The organism is Siphonobacter sp., assembly GCF_048595215.1.
GTDB lineage: Bacteria > Bacteroidota > Bacteroidia > Cytophagales > Spirosomataceae > Siphonobacter.
Genome location: NZ_JBMDWJ010000249.1, coordinates 1 through 15,088 on the forward strand (window position 1 = coordinate 1; position 15,088 = coordinate 15,088).

General features: G+C 48.2%; 14 protein-coding genes and 1 pseudogene. 8 read left to right on the forward strand and 7 right to left on the reverse strand.

Annotated elements, in window-relative coordinates:
• Nucleotides 1–28 precede the first annotated feature (28 nt).
• The 3 genes from gndA (at nucleotide 29) to pgl (ending at nucleotide 3,839) form a co-directional block, all read left to right on the forward strand.
• Complete coding sequence (gndA, locus tag ACOJTG_RS15470; protein ID WP_420154652.1) at nucleotides 29–1,462, forward strand: NADP-dependent phosphogluconate dehydrogenase; 1,434 nt, start codon at nucleotides 29–31, stop codon at nucleotides 1,460–1,462.
• A gap of 70 nt (nucleotides 1,463–1,532) precedes the next feature.
• Nucleotides 1,533–3,047, forward strand: a complete 1,515-nt coding sequence (zwf, locus tag ACOJTG_RS15475; protein WP_420154653.1) for a glucose-6-phosphate dehydrogenase — start codon at nucleotides 1,533–1,535, stop codon at nucleotides 3,045–3,047.
• Between the two features lie 63 nt (nucleotides 3,048–3,110).
• Nucleotides 3,111–3,839 carry a 6-phosphogluconolactonase gene (gene pgl, locus ACOJTG_RS15480; protein ID WP_420154654.1) on the forward strand — a complete coding sequence of 243 codons (729 nt, stop codon included), beginning with the start codon at nucleotides 3,111–3,113 and terminating at the stop codon, nucleotides 3,837–3,839.
• Nucleotides 3,840–3,905: 66 nt separating this feature from the next.
• Here pgl and ACOJTG_RS15485 read toward each other — a convergent pair whose 3' ends face one another.
• Complete coding sequence (locus ACOJTG_RS15485; RefSeq protein ID WP_420154655.1) at nucleotides 3,906–4,667, reverse strand: LuxR C-terminal-related transcriptional regulator; 762 nt, start codon at nucleotides 4,665–4,667, stop codon at nucleotides 3,906–3,908.
• A gap of 399 nt (nucleotides 4,668–5,066) precedes the next feature.
• On the opposite strand from ACOJTG_RS15485, the gene ACOJTG_RS15490 reads away from it, so the two are divergent.
• On the forward strand, nucleotides 5,067–5,255 hold the full coding sequence (locus ACOJTG_RS15490; protein WP_420154656.1) for a hypothetical protein: 189 nt from the start codon (nucleotides 5,067–5,069) through the stop codon (nucleotides 5,253–5,255).
• Nucleotides 5,256–5,274: 19 nt separating this feature from the next.
• Entirely contained in the window at nucleotides 5,275–6,447 is a 1,173-nt protein-coding gene (locus tag ACOJTG_RS15495; RefSeq protein WP_420154657.1) for a low temperature requirement protein A, read from the forward strand.
• Nucleotides 6,448–6,513: 66 nt separating this feature from the next.
• Here ACOJTG_RS15495 and ACOJTG_RS15500 read toward each other — a convergent pair whose 3' ends face one another.
• Nucleotides 6,514–7,329 (reverse strand): SDR family oxidoreductase, encoded by an 816-nt coding sequence (locus ACOJTG_RS15500; RefSeq protein WP_420154658.1) that lies wholly within the window; start codon nucleotides 7,327–7,329, stop codon nucleotides 6,514–6,516.
• A 381-nt stretch (nucleotides 7,330–7,710) separates the two neighbouring features.
• Here ACOJTG_RS15500 and ACOJTG_RS15505 point away from each other — a divergent pair, with 381 nt between their 5' ends.
• The gene (locus ACOJTG_RS15505; RefSeq protein WP_420154659.1) at nucleotides 7,711–9,015 is read left to right on the forward strand and encodes a serine hydrolase domain-containing protein; all 1,305 of its coding nucleotides are present in this window, start codon (nucleotides 7,711–7,713) and stop codon (nucleotides 9,013–9,015) included.
• Between the two features lie 218 nt (nucleotides 9,016–9,233).
• Here ACOJTG_RS15505 and ACOJTG_RS15510 read toward each other — a convergent pair whose 3' ends face one another.
• Complete coding sequence (locus ACOJTG_RS15510) at nucleotides 9,234–9,923, reverse strand: hypothetical protein (RefSeq protein ID WP_420154660.1); 690 nt, start codon at nucleotides 9,921–9,923, stop codon at nucleotides 9,234–9,236.
• 204 nt (nucleotides 9,924–10,127) lie between these two features.
• Between ACOJTG_RS15510 and ACOJTG_RS15515 the strand changes: the two genes are divergently transcribed.
• Together ACOJTG_RS15515 and ACOJTG_RS15520 are read left to right on the forward strand one after the other, a co-directional pair.
• Nucleotides 10,128–10,499, forward strand: a complete 372-nt coding sequence (locus ACOJTG_RS15515) for a hypothetical protein (RefSeq protein ID WP_420154661.1) — start codon at nucleotides 10,128–10,130, stop codon at nucleotides 10,497–10,499.
• Between the two features lie 137 nt (nucleotides 10,500–10,636).
• Nucleotides 10,637–12,301: an alpha/beta fold hydrolase gene (locus ACOJTG_RS15520; protein ID WP_420154662.1), complete on the forward strand. Its 1,665-nt coding sequence runs from the start codon at nucleotides 10,637–10,639 to the stop codon at nucleotides 12,299–12,301.
• A gap of 65 nt (nucleotides 12,302–12,366) precedes the next feature.
• On the opposite strand, the gene ACOJTG_RS15525 is transcribed toward ACOJTG_RS15520, so the two are convergent.
• The 4 genes and pseudogenes from ACOJTG_RS15525 to ACOJTG_RS15540 form a co-directional block, all read right to left on the reverse strand.
• Entirely contained in the window at nucleotides 12,367–13,281 is a 915-nt protein-coding gene (locus ACOJTG_RS15525) for an alpha/beta hydrolase (protein WP_420154663.1), read from the reverse strand.
• Nucleotides 13,282–13,371: 90 nt separating this feature from the next.
• Nucleotides 13,372–14,250 carry a helix-turn-helix domain-containing protein gene (locus tag ACOJTG_RS15530; protein ID WP_420154664.1) on the reverse strand — a complete coding sequence of 293 codons (879 nt, stop codon included), beginning with the start codon at nucleotides 14,248–14,250 and terminating at the stop codon, nucleotides 13,372–13,374.
• A 71-nt stretch (nucleotides 14,251–14,321) separates the two neighbouring features.
• Nucleotides 14,322–14,642, reverse strand: a complete 321-nt coding sequence (locus tag ACOJTG_RS15535) for an Imm32 family immunity protein (RefSeq protein WP_420154665.1) — start codon at nucleotides 14,640–14,642, stop codon at nucleotides 14,322–14,324.
• A gap of 60 nt (nucleotides 14,643–14,702) precedes the next feature.
• Nucleotides 14,703–15,088 (reverse strand): annotated as a pseudogene (locus ACOJTG_RS15540) (Bcr/CflA family drug resistance efflux transporter); the annotation flags it as partial.

Sequence of the window (15,088 nt, forward strand, 5' to 3'; positions counted from 1 at the left end):
CACCTTCAAATAAACCATCCTATCCCTAATGAGTGCTCAACAGTACACCATAGGAATGATTGGCCTGGGAACCATGGGCCGAAACCTCCTGCTGAATATGGCGGATCACGACGTAGCCGTAGCTGGGTACGATACGGACGCCTCCAAAGCTGAATTGCTCGAAACGGAAGGCAAGGGTAAAAACGTAAAGGGCTTTGTGTCTTTACCTGATTTCATTGAAAGCCTGACCAGTCCTCGTACCATCATCATGCTGGTACCGGCGGGTAAAGTAGTAGATAGCGTCATTGCCAATCTGGAACCCCTGTTAAATCAGGGCGATATTTTGATTGATTCCGGAAATTCACATTTTACGGACACCAATCGTCGCGTTGCCGAACTGCAAAGCAAAGGCATCCACTTCTTCGGAATGGGGATTTCGGGTGGTGAAGCAGGGGCTCGTCGTGGACCGAGTATGATGCCCGGTGGCGATAAGCACGCCTATGAAGTAATGAAACCCGTCTTTGAAGCCATCGCGGCGAAAGTAGATGGGGATCCCTGTGTAACCTACATTGGCCCCGGAGCATCGGGACACTTTGTGAAAATGGTACACAATGGTATCGAATACGGCCTCATGCAATTGATTGCCGAGACGTATTCCTTGCTGAAAAATGGTCTGAAAATGGACAACGCCGCCATTGGTGACGTATTTGACCAGTGGGACCAGGGCCGTCTACAATCTTTCCTGATTAACATTACCAAAGATATTTTCCGCTACCGTGAACCCGGAGCCGACCACGAGCTACTCGACGACATCAAAGATGAAGCGAAAGCCAAAGGTACGGGTAAGTGGACTTCACAGGCAGCCATGGATCTGGAAACGCCCATTCCAACGATTGATATTGCCGTTTCGCAGCGGGATTTGTCCAAGTACAAAAAGCTTCGCGAACAGGCGGCTGAATTATACAGCGGTGAAGGCCGGGGAATTGATGCCGTAAAACAGGAATACTTAACGGCTCTGGAAGAAGCGTTCTTCGCCAGCATGATTATCACCTATGCCCAAGGCATGCACATGCTATTGAAGGCTTCGCGGGAATATGGCTACGAACTCCAGCTCACCGAAATCGCTAAAATCTGGCGGGGTGGCTGTATCATTCGTTCGAAGTTCCTGAACAGTATTTACCAGGCTTACGAGAAGAATCCTCAACTTGAGCACCTGTTGCTGGATGAAGGAGTAAAAACGCAGTTGACTGCGGCCCTTCCAGGCCTGCGTACGGTGGTGACGAGTGCCGTTCAGTCGGGTATCGCGGCTCCGGCGTATGCCACTTCCCTGAGTTACTTTGATGCGTTCCGTACGGGTCGTTCTGCCCTGAACCTCATCCAAGCCCAGCGGGATTATTTCGGAGCCCACTTGTACGAAGTTATTGGTAAAGAAGGCGTTTTTCATACTGAATGGGTACCCAAAGAAGAAGTTGATTTACAGTAAGCACTGCTTACCGGCTTCCTTACCTGAAGAAACAGGGACTTGTTACTAATCAACTTCAACGACATTCCCCATGAATTCAACAACAACGCCAACCATATTTATCATTTTCGGCGGTACGGGCGATTTGAACTCCCGTAAACTGGCACCCGCCTTATATAATTTGTTCCTGGATGGTTACCTGCCCGAAAAATTTGCCATTATTGGCACGGGACGTACGGAGCTGACGGACGAGGTTTTTGCCGAACGTTTACTCGAAGGAATCAACTCGTTTTCCCGTCGCGGGAAGGCAGAATCCGACAAATGGGAAACGTTTGCCAAGCACGTTGCGTACCAACCTTCGGATTTGAAAGATGCGGAAACCTACAAAGAGTTTGGTAACCGTATCGATCAATACACGCAGGAGTGGGGTCAGAAGGCCAACGTCGTGTATTACCTGGCGGTTTCCCCCAATTTCTTCCCCATTATTGCCGAAAATATTTCTAAAGCTGGACTGGCTTCGGATACCGAACGCGTACGAATCGTGATCGAAAAACCGATCGGTCACGACCTGGAATCGGCCAAGAAGCTGAACTCGCTGCTGGCTCATATCTTCGACGAACGCCAGATTTACCGCATTGACCACTACCTGGGCAAAGAAACGGTACAGAATATCATGGCGTTCCGTTTTGCCAATGCCATTCTGGAGCCTTTATGGAATCGCAACTACATTGAACATGTACAGATTTCGGTAACCGAACAGCTGGGCATGGGCGAACGCGGCGACTACTACGACGGAGCCGGAGCCCTGCGGGACATGATCCAGAACCACCTGCTGCAATTGCTGTGTCTGGTGGCGATGGAACCGCCCGTTAGCTTCAGTGCCGACGAAGTACGCAACCGCAAGGTGGACGTCCTCAAAGCCATGCGTCGTTTTACGGCCGAAGATGTACGGCTGTCGGCCGTACGCGGCCAGTACGGCAGTGGCTGGATGGAAGGCAAACAGGTACCCGGCTACCGCGAAGAACCCAAGGTAGATCCGCAATCCAATACCGAAACTTTTGCAGCGGTGAAGTTTTTCGTGGACAACTGGCGTTGGCAGGGCGTGCCCTTCTACGTACGGACGGGTAAGCGGATGCACCAGTCGGCTTCGGTGATTTCCATTCAATTTCGGGAGGTTCCTCACGATATTTTCCCTTCCGGTACCAAAGATAGTCTGCCCCAAAATCGTCTGATTATCAGTATTCAGCCTGAAATGAGCATTCGTCTGCAAGTACAGGCGAAGCGTCCGGGACTGGATATGATTCTCAATACGGTCGATATGGTTTTCGATTACAAAGGCACGTATACCAATCAGGCTCCCGAAGCATACGAGACCCTGTTACTGGATACCATGTTGGGTGATCAGACCCTGTTCATGCGGGGTGATCAGGTCGAGGCAGCCTGGGATTTACTCATGCCCGTACTCGATACCTGGGCGGCGAAACCCAGCCTGAGTTTCCCCAACTACGCCGCAGATTCCTGGGGACCGGAGTCGGCGGAGGCCCTGATTGCCCGCGATGGCTTCCACTGGTTTTCATTACCGCTAAAAAGTAATGTGAAGCACTAGGCTAATCCAAAAAAAGGGAGGCGGATTATCGCCTCCCTTTGCTCACTTGATTATGAAACGATTATGAAAATTACAATTGCCGATACCGTCGATGAAACACTGCGAAATCTGGCGGTATTTTTTGTAGAAACGGCCCAGCGGAATATTCAGGAAAAGGGCCGCTTTTCAGTAGCTCTATCGGGTGGAAGTTCACCCAAGAAGCTGTATGAGTTACTGGTAGCCCATCACGCTAATGATCTGGACTGGAAAAAAGTACATTTCTTTTTCGGTGATGAGCGGTACGTACCCCATACGGATCCGGACAGTAACTACCTGATGGCGAAGCAAACGCTGTTTGATCCGCTTTTTATTAATCCTCTGCAAGTATATGCGGTCGATACCAGCCTGGAACCCAAGCAGGCGGCAGAAGCGTATACGGAGACCATTCTGAAATTCTTTAATGGCGAGAAGCTAAGTTTTGATCTGATCCTGCTCGGATTGGGAGATAATTCGCATACGGCTTCCCTGTTTCCTTATACCAGCATTCTGGCGGATGATTCACAATCCGTGAAAGAAGTGTTTCTCAATGATCAGGGCGTGTACCGCATCTCGTTTACGGCTCCCCTGATTAATCAGGCAGATCGTACGGCTTTTCTGGTTTATGGAGCTGGAAAGGCGGAGGCGGTTCGCCACGTAATTGAAGATCCAATCGATATTGAGCAATTCCCTGCTCAACTCATTATTCCCGTTAACGGCTATCTGGACTGGTTTCTGGATCGGGCGGCGGCGGCAGAGTTGTCGATGCATTACTAAGAAAGCCTGGCGGAGCTTTCTCCGGTTTTCTGCAAGCGTTCGGCCCCTTGGGTCGAACGTTTTTTGTTAAATCCAGCCTTCGCGGACGGCTTTGGCGACCAATTCAGCCGAGCTGCGTACATCTGCCTTACCCAGCATATTCTTCCGGTGGCGGTCTACCGTTTCCTTGGTAATGCACAGTAAGTCAGCGATTTGTTTGCTGGCGTACCCGGATACGATCGCTCGTAGTACTTCTTTTTCCCGGTGACTCAAGATTTCTTTCCGAGTGATAAATACATGCTCAATCGGCATGTTCAAATACGAAGGCTCCCCATCAATTCCCACGAAAGAAAGCACCGAAGAGCCCGTTGCTTTCAAATGCGAAATGTCCGTATGAACGCCGAGCGTACGTACATTTTCACCATACTGAATGACTACAATTTGTTGTAAAATTCGGGCATACTGACCGTTTTTTTTCCGTAAGCGGTAATCGTAACTCACTTTGTACTTGTAGACTTTTTCCGGTGCAATCTGATTAAAGAACTCCACCACACTGTTCTCGTGATTCAAAAAAACAGAAACATCATCGGGATGCAGGTGATCGAGGACGTAGGGCAGGGTAAATTCCTCGGGTGAACAACCGAGTACTTCATGTACGGAATCACTAGTGTACTCAATTTGACCCGTGCGACAATTGAAAAGGTAGTAGTAATAAGGGCCTAAATGGAATAAGTCCAGAATGGATTTGAAGTTTTCAATGGAGTCCATTACCTCCAGGCGATCGGTCGGTACATCCCGATTGATACGATCCCAGATTTTCCGGGCTTCGTGGTACGTTGGCGTTTGCATAAGGTGTAGGTGTTAGCTGAGAAGGCTAGGTAAATATATTAATATCAGTGGATTAACTATTACTTATTGCCTAAGCTCTAGCCCTTTACCGGCCTTTATTGCAAGCTATTTTAGAGAAAACGGTACTTTTTAAGAAGTTCTTCTCAAGAAGAATTACGTACTTTTTGAGTGTAAGTAATTAGAAAACTGACAGCTAGGCATAAAATTAAATTTTTGAAAATTTTGTGCTTAGGTTGGGTTAGGTAGGCTTAGCCGAGCAAGGAGGAGAGTAGGAAGAATAAATTGTAAGGAGCGGGCACAGTTTTATTTAGCGTATAGCCTTCTATCTCTGCGGAGACTTGCCCATTTAAACCAGGAAAAATAAGGCGTTCCATTCCGGTACAGCTAACAGTAGGAAAAATGCTGAAAGCCAGCGTGCAGATGTTGTTCAAAGGCAAGGATTTTCCGTATGCCCTGCATATGGATTGTAAAGTGGCATCTAGTAACGATCTATTGAAGAATAGTCAAATGAAAACCGTCATTCGTGGCAATCTGGAAGATATCGAAGGCCTTAAAAAGACGGTCGAAGTAAAACTGAAGAAAGATTAACCTCTTATGACCCACACGTTTGAAGCAAAAGAACGACTTAGCCCGAGGAAATGACGAACGGGGGCAAACCATTGCTGATCGCTGGATTGAACCTTTTTATGACTTAGTGATCGGTACCGTCATTGGTCAGTTGGCCGATGTGTTTACGGGAGCCGTCTACGGGAAGGAGTACCTGCATTTTTGCAGTCTCTTCATTCCAGCCTGGTGGCTATGGACGGGTTTTTCGTTGTACTTTGATCGGTTTGATCGAAATGCTCGCTTTCAGCAGGCTCTTCTTTTACTGAGTCTGATTCCTATCATCTTACTTTCCGTGAAGGCTCCCGATACGCTGGAGGGAGACGTAGCAGGATTTACCTGGTTTTACGCGGCAGCCCGTATCCTCTTGCTGGGCTTGTACGTATATATCATTTGGGTTGACGAAGAGGCCCGAAAGCCCGCCCGTTACTTGCTGATAGGTTCTAGTGTGGGTCTGGTTTTCTGGATTGTCGGCGGAATTACCCAGAATCACGTTTGGCAAGTGATCAGTTTAGTCATTGAATTGGCAACCCCCTGGCTGGCCCGGAAATCGCTGGAGAAGATTGCACCTACGGAACAACATTTCCCTCAACGATTGGGTATGTTTACGCTCATTGTAGTCGAGCAGAATGTGATGGGGTTATCCACTTCACTAAGCGAGGGACTTTGGCATCCGTATCGACTCATTGCGGCGGGCTGCGGATTGGTACTGGTGATTTTGCTCTGGTGGTGGTATTTCTTCCATCAGGAAGAATTTCTTAATGGTCGTCTCAAAGGCAATGGCTTACGGTATTCCTTTGGGCACCTGCCGCTTTATCTGGGTACGGGTACGATGGCGATCGGGGTAACGGCCGCCGTTGATGACAATGATACGTCCTGGTGGATGCTGGTTTGGGGAATGACGCTGTATCTGGCCGCTATGACCTGGATGAGCCTGAAAAAGATAAACGCCGCTCGTCGCCGCCCGTACGTATGGCTGACCGGAATTACGCTAACCTTCATGTGGAGTGCGGCTTATCTGATTCAGCTGGGTTGGGAAACGTTGGTAGTGATAACCGGGATTTACGGCCTGTATCTGTTACTGGCATATCGTATCATTAAAGATCAGGGCGAACCGGTACCCGATGAGCTAAGTGATACGGAAGATGATTCGAAGCAGCCCTTGCAGATTGGATAAACAGAAAGCGTACAACAAAAAAGCCGATGATTAGAGTCGGCTTTTTTGTTGAAGACCCAGTGGTCTTTATAAACCAAACATCACTTCAACTCCCCGGCGGAAGTCCTCATCCGATAACTGCCCACGCTGATCGATCATTACGGCTGCATCGGCCCCTGCGGAATAGCGTAACTGATCGGAGCCATCGGTAGCCGCCTGGTAGACTACCTGGGCAATCGTTGCGGGACTGGAGGCCTGTTGAAAGAGGGTGTCAAAAGAGGTTAAAGCTTTGGCAATGATAGGCTGATACTCAGCTAGATTCTCATCCACGCTAAGGTCGAGGGAGCGGCCCGTAAAATCAGTCGCTATCGCACCGGGTTCAATGAGTTTCACCCGTATCCCCATAGGTTCCAGTTCATAAACTAGCGATTCGGAGAGACCTTCCACGGCAAATTTAGTCCCGTGGTACAGGGAGCCCAGCGGGAAAGCCATTTTCCCTCCCGTAGATGAAATGTTCAGGATCAGGCCGCTCTGTTGTCGGCGGAAATGCGGTAGCAAAGCCTGCGTAACCGCAATGAGCCCAATCACGTTGGTATGAAACTGACGAATGACTTTATCCCGGGGGATAGATTCCAGTGGACCATAAGCTCCATAGCCCGCGTTGTTCACCAGTACATCAATGGTTCCAAATTGCTCCAGACCTTCGCGTACGGCATTTTCGATGGTCGCTGGCTCCAGTACATCAAGCTTCGCTACCAATACATTCGGCAATTCCCGTAGTTCAGTTTCCGTTTCAGGATTTCGCATGGTGGCAATGACATTCCATCCGTTGGATTGAAATAACTTAGCCGTCTCTTTTCCTAAGCCGCTGCTAGCACCGGTAATTAAAATGGTCTGGTTCATGCTCTTTGTTTTTTGTGATGCTACAAAGGTGGGCTGGGGTGGCTGGACCCCTATCATACGAATTCCGGGAGATTGTATGCTTTTTCGGGATTTGAGTAGTGGACTGATTTGAAGCTGCGAAAAGTCAGGGGTATTGAAGAGAGATAATCCCTGTGATGCGTTCAGCTCATTGAACTTTAGACAATTTACTGAGGTAAGAAACAGGTCACCATCGCTGAATCCTAACGAGGTTGCGAATCCTCCGTAGCGTTACTTTTTACGTATACGCAACCTCCTGGCTGTCCCAAGCATCTTTATCCTTACTGAATCAAGTGGGTCTTCCAGAATCTTTGATTCAAACGCTTCCTTCGCTTCAGCTATCGTTTTAGTGACTTTTTCTCTATGAAATCAATCGTAATCTTTGCCTTCGTACTAACTTCTTTATGTCTTCGGGCACAGCCATCGAACCTAAAAAAGTTAAATGCCTTTATTGATTACATAGAGCATCATAACCGGGGAAGGGGTGCTTTAGCTATTTATAAAAACGGACAGCCTGTCTACAGCCGCCGCTTTGGAGTGGCTTCTGATCAAGTCTCGAAAGCTCCGATTACCTTTCAGATGGGCTCCATTACGAAGCTACTCACGGCTACCCTGATTTTTCGTTTAATTGAAAAGGGGGAATTACGGCTGACCGACACGCTAGCTACGTTTTTCCCGGAAATTCCTAACGCGACTGGTATCACGATTCAACAGTTGCTTGAACATACCAGCGGACTCGGGGATTATTTACTAAAAAAAGAAGACCCGTTTTGGCTAAAACAACCCGCTACGGAGGCTCAGATCAAGGCTGAAATCATCCGGCAGGGCAGTTTGTTTAAGCCTGGTCAAGAAGTAGCGTACTCTAATTCAGGGTATTATTTGCTGGCCAGAATTGTCGAAAAGAAGTACCAACAGCCGTATGATCAGGTACTGGCTAAAGAAATAACCGAGCCTTTAGGACTGGTTCATACGGCTTCTGCCCGGGCAAAACCATCAAACGTAGCCCCTTCGTACCAGTATAAACAGGGACGGTGGGAAAAGATGCAGGATCTTGTTTTTACCAATGTCGTAGGGGTGGGGGATGTTGCATCTACGCCAGCCGAATTGAACCAGTTGATTACGGCTTTTTTTCAGCATCAGCTACTCCGTCCGATGAGCGTAGCATCAATGAAACCTGATCCCCAGCGAAACATGCCCGGAAAAGGTTTGGAAGCGATTCCTTTTTACAACCAGACCTTTTATGGACACGCGGGCGATACCTATGGAACGCATGCTCTGGTTGGCTACAATCAACGGGATAGTGTATCCATTGCCTGTGTAATCAACGGAGAACGGTACCCTCATAATCAGTTTATAGTCCAGGTATTGACTCTGTTTTATGGCAAAGATATACAATACCCCACCTTTAGTCCAGAAGTAGCTTTGGCACCTAAAGCTTTAAAATCCTTTACGGGCGTTTATGCCTCGCCAGCCATTCCGCTCAAACTTACTATTCGCCGAGAGGGTCGCTTACTGACGGCTCAGGGTACGGACCAACCCCGCTTTTTTCTGGAAGCTTATGGCCCCCATGCATTCAGATTTGAACCCGAAGAAATAACCATTGAGTTTATCGGAAATCAAATGCTTTTCAAGCAGGGACCGGAAGTAATTACGTTAACGAAAGAATAAGACCGTACAGGCAGGTATAAATCTCTTACGCCCCGTGCTGCAATCGTTGAAATACTAGCCCAAACGAGCTTGGGGTTTTGGGTAACCTCTTTCTGAAGAATAGCAGATAATGTACGTTTACTCACCTAGGATAGCCAGTTTCAAGGCGGTAAGCAAGAACATAGGCAAAGGTTTCGGAAGGCTGACTTTCAATAGCCTTCCGAAACCTTTGCGAGAGACTAGATCGGTTCAAACCGCTCTACGGTAATAAAAGCTACCTGTTTATCCTTGAAATGAATTTGTACCTGATCAAACGAGCGGTTATCTTTTGGATAAACCAAGGTCCAGGGTAAACGGGCCTTAACGGGGTCATAGATAGCATAGCTGTACCGGGAGGTAAGTACCATTTTCTGAAATTTAGGGGCATAAGTCGGTTTTTTGCTTAGCTCCACCAGTTTGCTGTACAGTTGCTCGGGCGTGTCACCCACTTGGAGAGCACTTTTGGAATCGATCGCCTCGGGCCATTGGCTTAAAGAGCGGCGATTATTGAGCGTTAAACTTTTGACCTTACCCGCGGCTAGTTCAATCTGTACGCCAGAATCCGTGTCGTATGATTCATCCAGTGTCAGCCAATCAAACTGGCGAAGTCGATTTTTTAGATCGGTAACATCGGAGAAATACGTATTGACTTGACTGAGATACGTCACGGACTTTTCCTGCCGATGCTGCTCAAGAACCGTATAAGCTTCATCGACGAAACTATGAATGCCCACTCCCTTATAACTTCCCTGCCGAATGGTATCACGGGCTACTAGCTTGACTGTGATTGGAACGGGAGGATCTACGATTACGGGTTCCAGCTGCTCTTTTGAGCAAGCCATCAGAGCGAACAGAAGAAATAAAAAAATGCCGGTCGAAAAAAGTCGCATACGGAACATTGGTTTAAAGATTTTCTCTAAGACCCTGATGGTCTGCTTTGCGTTGGAAGACGCCGCCTAATTTTTATCGGAATGGTACGCAAGGAATCGTAAAAAACAAGGCAGCTGTCAGAGGCGGATGCAACGTTAAGAGGAAGTTATTCATCTCTTGAACGTAACTGAATCCGTATTTAAACCCGTTTAACGGCCTTCGCAATGAAACGATTTCTTGTATACACTACCATTGCCTTGCTATTGAATTCTTGTACTTCCACTAAAAACTGGCAAGGCTCTTCAACCCCTGAACGGACCCAGGCAGCATTCAAAGAACTAAACGGTACGCAAAATTTTACGCTCCGGGTACCGGATAATGATACGTATCTCGCGTACCAATTCAAAGAAACCGGGGGTGAATTAGAGGCTTCCATTCAGTCGCCCTCCTCGGTTGTTTTCAGTAAGAAAATTGATTCGTTGGAAGAAAAGCGAATCCATCTGGTAAATCAGAAAGGAGCCGAGTATAAAGTGATGATCAAAGGAAAGCAGGCTTCTGGAGCAGTAGATGTTAGGTTTGTAAGTGGTGATAAATAAGAGTTAGGATTCCAGTAGATTGATTCACCTAATGAATGCTTATTTGGTCCTAAAGGAGCTTTCCTGGATTACTCAGTTGGAAGGTAGATCATTAAACGAGTCATTACTGAAATTTTTGTTGACCAAACGCTTCAGTAATGACTCGTTTGCTTGCAAGTATGAATGGTATGAAAAATAGTATCTTCCTTCTTTTCCTTAGTTTGTACTGTTATCCATCGTTCGCTCAGACGAATCTGAGGGGTCGAGTAGTGAATCAGGCGGGTGAGGGCATTCCGTACTGTGCCATTGGGATCCGACGTACGCCGGTTGGTACCTTGGCCGATGAGCAGGGCCATTTTAAACTTACCCTTGTTGATTCCTTACGTAACGCTGAACTCATTTTTAGTGCCGTAGGCTACCACGATAAGGCCATCGCCCCTTTTCCCGCCGGACGCGAATCGGTTGTGGTTTTAGAACCGAATGCCCGGGTACTTCAAACGCTGGTGGTTTCAGCCAAAAAAAACAAAGTGAAAGTAGTGGGCGAAAAGTCACGTCCCATGCTTACGTTTTCGAGGATGTTCGATCAGCACGCTCCTGCCGTTGAGCAGGGGATGTTGCTGACTGTACCGCCGGAGGCCTGGCTGAATGCATTCAATTTTTACATCATGCCGAGTTCAAAGTACGCCGAGATTACCCTGAAGCTCAATCTCTACGAGGCTTCGAACGGTACCCCGGGCCAATCTTTACAACAGGCACCGATCCTCTACAAAACCACGACCACCGGCTGGCAAACCATTGACCTTTCCAGCTATCAGCTCAGAGCAACCCGGACGGGGAAAGTCGCCTTCACCCTGCAACTTGTTCAGTATACGGCTGCCGCTCAGGATCCGTTTATCTTCGGATTATCGGCTAAAAAATCGCTCGCGAATCATTTACTATTCCGCTATCAAAGCCAGGGGGATTGGGAAAAACATGCCGGTACCTTTATTGCCAATGTGGCCGTTAGTTACGCAAAACATACGACGGAAACGCCAGCCGACCGTTCGACCGAATCTTTAGAAGAGCCGGACGCAATGACCCGTACGATGCTGCAGGTATACCAACATCACGAAGCGGCAAGAAAGGCCCGCTACGGACAGGATTCCAGTGGTACCTATGCGGATCTGGGAGATGCCAAGCTGTACTATGAAATCTATGGTCAAGGAGAACCACTGGTCTTATTACACGGGAACAACGGGAGTATTGCCGATTTTTACCAGCAAATTCCGGCTTTGTCCAGACGCTATCGGGTGATTGCCGTAGATACGCGAGGGCAGGGAAAAAGTACGAATCGGTCTTCCGCTGACTATACGTACGATACCTTCGCCAGCGATCTTTCCAAACTGATGGCTCAATTAAACCTCCCCAAAGTACACATCTTGGGGTGGAGTGATGGCGGAAATACGGGGCTGTCTTTTGCCCGGAGCTATCCCGAAAAAGTAGGGAAACTGATTGCCATTGGGGCCAATCTTTCGCCCGACGGAATCAAAGAAGAAGTACTGACGATGTTTAAAAACCAGGTAAAGCAGGATTCCGGGGATCATCGCCTGCTTCGGCTGATGCTTACCCAGCCGCACTTGACAGCAGCGGACCTTCAGAAGATTAATAGTCCCGTATTACTCATTGCAGGTCAGAACGATGTCATTCTGGAATCGCATAGCCAGCTGATGCAGAAGCTGATCAAAAACGCCCGACTGGAAATTTTCCCGGATGCCACGCATTATTTGCCTTTTGAGCAAGCCCAAAAACTCAATCAGCTAGTACTTTCTTTTTTAAGCGAATAATTGTTTGAATACTGAATATTTACAAGCGAGTACGGTCCACGAAGATCGTACTCGCTTCTTTTCAGTTATACCAAATTATCGCAGAAAAAGGGAATAAGCTGCTCAAGAGCCTCACCCGTAGCTTTAGGATCATCGTACAGATCGTAATGGCTGGCACCAGCCACCACATGAATCTGTTTGGAAGTAGAGGCCGCTTTATTGTACAGTTCAAAACCGTCCCGATACGAGCCAAAGCCACCGACTTTGTCACCCACCACGATGCATAAAGGCTGCGTCAACAACTGATCGGCTAAGTGGAAGGCATCAAAAACAACGGCTAGGCTGATCCCTGTATACAGAAGTTTATTGTCCGAGTTCGGATGTTGTCCGCGGGGCGTCCGGTAATAGTCCACCGCCTGGAGTAGATCCATCTCCGTGGCTCCGGTTTGTTGGGCTTCTTCGGGCGTGTTGGGAATCCAAGGAGTAATCAAGGCATCTGCTCCGTTGGCTTCCGCCGTTCTTTGCTGGCTTACGGCTTCAAGAATCTCAATCGCATTCCCCTGTTCGTGATACACCCGGGCGAAATTACCCGGAACGACGACTCCCACGGCCTTGAACCTGCGTTCCGTTAATGCGGCATTCGCTGCGTACGTACCACCCGCACAGATGCCTAGAATTCCAATCCGATTGCGATCAACGAAGGCAAGCGTGGTGAGATAATCGACTGCACAGCGAATGTCCTCCACCCGGGTAGCCGGATCCTCCAGGTGGCGGGGTTCGCCACCACTTGCCCCCTGAAAAGAGGCATCAAAGGCTAGAGCGATGAATCCCGCCTGAGCTAGTTTGGCCGCGTAAAGACCCGCAGTTTGCTCCTTTACGCTACTGCCGGGGTGGACACAAACGATAGCCGCATACGACTGACGTTCATCAAAAGCTTCGGGCACGTGAAGATGGCCCGCTATTTGCCAGGTTTTGTGTTTAAATGTTACTTCCTGAATCATGATCGGTTTGCATTAGCTGTCAATAGACGGGCAAAGTTCACCAATCGAAAAACCCTAAAAAGAAGGATAACAAACAGAAAACGATACAAATCAAACCATGGCGGACGTTCGAAACGCATGCGGCGTGACGCCCTGCATTCGCTTAAAATATTGAATGAAGTAATTGGCGTAATCAAAGCCCAGAGTAAAGGCAATGTCGGCAATAGGCCAATCCGTGTGCAGCAGTAAGGCCCGGGCTTCGGCAAGGATTCGCTCGGCAATGTGATCCCGGGTGGATTGGCCCGTGATTTGCTTAACGGAGCGATTCAGATGATTGACGTGAATATTGAGTCGCTGAGCGAAATCCTGCGGATTCTTAAGTAAGAGTCGCTGGTGTCGGCTATCGATGGGAAACTGCCGTTCGAGTAAGTCCAGAAATAAAGTAGAAATCCGGGAAGCGGCGTTTCCGGCTACTGTACTGCCGGGAGCAGGTTGTAGTTTATGAGCCTGATGGACGATCAGATTTAGGTAGTTACGGATCAACTCATCCTGGTATACATAGCTGGAATCCTGCTCTTCCAGCATTTGCTGAAAAAGGCCTTTTACCCGCGTATAGGCATGATCGTCGAGCGAAAACAAAGGGGTACCACCCACTTTAAAGAAGGGCGATTCCTGAAGACTTTTACTCCGATCACTGCCTTTAATAAAATCCTCAGTAAACAAACAGGTAAAGCTCGTGTACTGAGCGGATTCAACCTCCCAGGAATACGGGATTTGTGGGGTAGCGAAAAATAAACTATGCTGCCGGACGAACAAGGTTTTGTCAGCGTAATGCACGAGACTATCCCCACTGAAAAGGCATATTTTATAAAAGTCTCGACGCAAATAGTCAGGTATCCCCGGTGAAGACGGATGCACCTCGTACATGCTAAAGCCCTTTAGCTTTAAATCCAGCGGCTGTAATCGCTCGACCTTAGGTTCAGCTTTCATCGTGTGCAGTGACAAGGATCAACCATTCTTTACGGCAAGGGAGCAGAGCGTTGCCAATGGATGAAAAACATTTATTGATCTTTTGAGGCATACCGGGCATAAAATTCACCCGTACCCTTAGCATCGAGCCTGCCTATAATCACCTCCGAGGAGCTTTTACTTAGATCGACGTTAGGAAGTAGGTGCAGGTGTGTTCTGGCTCCCACGGGAAGGCCGCTCTCCTGTTTCTGATCCAATTCGGCCAACTGAAGCAGGAGTTGACCCAACGATTTCAAGCCCGCTGAATCTCCATGAATCAGGATCTGTAGCCCGTGCGTGCGTTCCTCTTCAGCGTTATCTTCTGAGTCAATTACTATCAGGTCCAGATGCCCTTTGAGTTCGGATTTTTGCATGAAAACGTTTTAAAGATGAACACCACACTAGCCCTCTGATACGTAAAACGAGAGTCGAGGTTAATGTAAGAACGCTGCTTCCGCGTCCTGTTGCACTTCTACTTGCTGTTTAATGGTTTTCTTACCCACCAGTAACACAAGCAGGGCGAGACTGGCAGAACCCGCCATGGCAGCCACCATCGGTAAGGCTGAGGGTTCTTCAAACTGACTCATCAGCACCGAGATCAGAGTTCCCATACCCATTTGTACGGCTCCCATCAACGCCGAGGCACTACCCGCATTTTTAGCGAAAGGGGCTAACGACAAGGCGGAAGCATTGGGATTCGTAAACCCAATACAGCTTAGAAACAGGAATAGAAAAACAAGCGTAATGGACAGCGTCAGCCATCCATTCAAGGCTACCACTAAAAAGGTCAAAGCGATGAGTACCTGACTTATCAGGGCTA

Excerpts from the sequence above, each read along its gene's own strand:
- gndA (WP_420154652.1), top strand. The coding sequence starts at position 29 with ATGAGTGCTCAACAGTACACCATAGGAATGATTGGCCTGGGAACCATG.
- zwf (WP_420154653.1), top strand. The coding sequence starts at position 1,533 with ATGAATTCAACAACAACGCCAACCATATTTATCATTTTCGGCGGTACG.
- pgl (WP_420154654.1), top strand. The coding sequence starts at position 3,111 with ATGAAAATTACAATTGCCGATACCGTCGATGAAACACTGCGAAATCTG.
- ACOJTG_RS15485 (WP_420154655.1), bottom strand. The coding sequence starts at position 4,667 with ATGCAAACGCCAACGTACCACGAAGCCCGGAAAATCTGGGATCGTATC.
- ACOJTG_RS15490 (WP_420154656.1), top strand. The coding sequence starts at position 5,067 with ATGCTGAAAGCCAGCGTGCAGATGTTGTTCAAAGGCAAGGATTTTCCG.
- ACOJTG_RS15500 (WP_420154658.1), bottom strand. The coding sequence starts at position 7,329 with ATGAACCAGACCATTTTAATTACCGGTGCTAGCAGCGGCTTAGGAAAA.
- ACOJTG_RS15505 (WP_420154659.1), top strand. The coding sequence starts at position 7,711 with ATGAAATCAATCGTAATCTTTGCCTTCGTACTAACTTCTTTATGTCTT.
- ACOJTG_RS15510 (WP_420154660.1), bottom strand. The coding sequence starts at position 9,923 with ATGCGACTTTTTTCGACCGGCATTTTTTTATTTCTTCTGTTCGCTCTG.
- ACOJTG_RS15515 (WP_420154661.1), top strand. The coding sequence starts at position 10,128 with ATGAAACGATTTCTTGTATACACTACCATTGCCTTGCTATTGAATTCT.
- ACOJTG_RS15520 (WP_420154662.1), top strand. The coding sequence starts at position 10,637 with ATGACTCGTTTGCTTGCAAGTATGAATGGTATGAAAAATAGTATCTTC.
- ACOJTG_RS15525 (WP_420154663.1), bottom strand. The coding sequence starts at position 13,281 with ATGATTCAGGAAGTAACATTTAAACACAAAACCTGGCAAATAGCGGGC.
- ACOJTG_RS15530 (WP_420154664.1), bottom strand. The coding sequence starts at position 14,250 with ATGAAAGCTGAACCTAAGGTCGAGCGATTACAGCCGCTGGATTTAAAG.
- ACOJTG_RS15535 (WP_420154665.1), bottom strand. The coding sequence starts at position 14,642 with ATGCAAAAATCCGAACTCAAAGGGCATCTGGACCTGATAGTAATTGAC.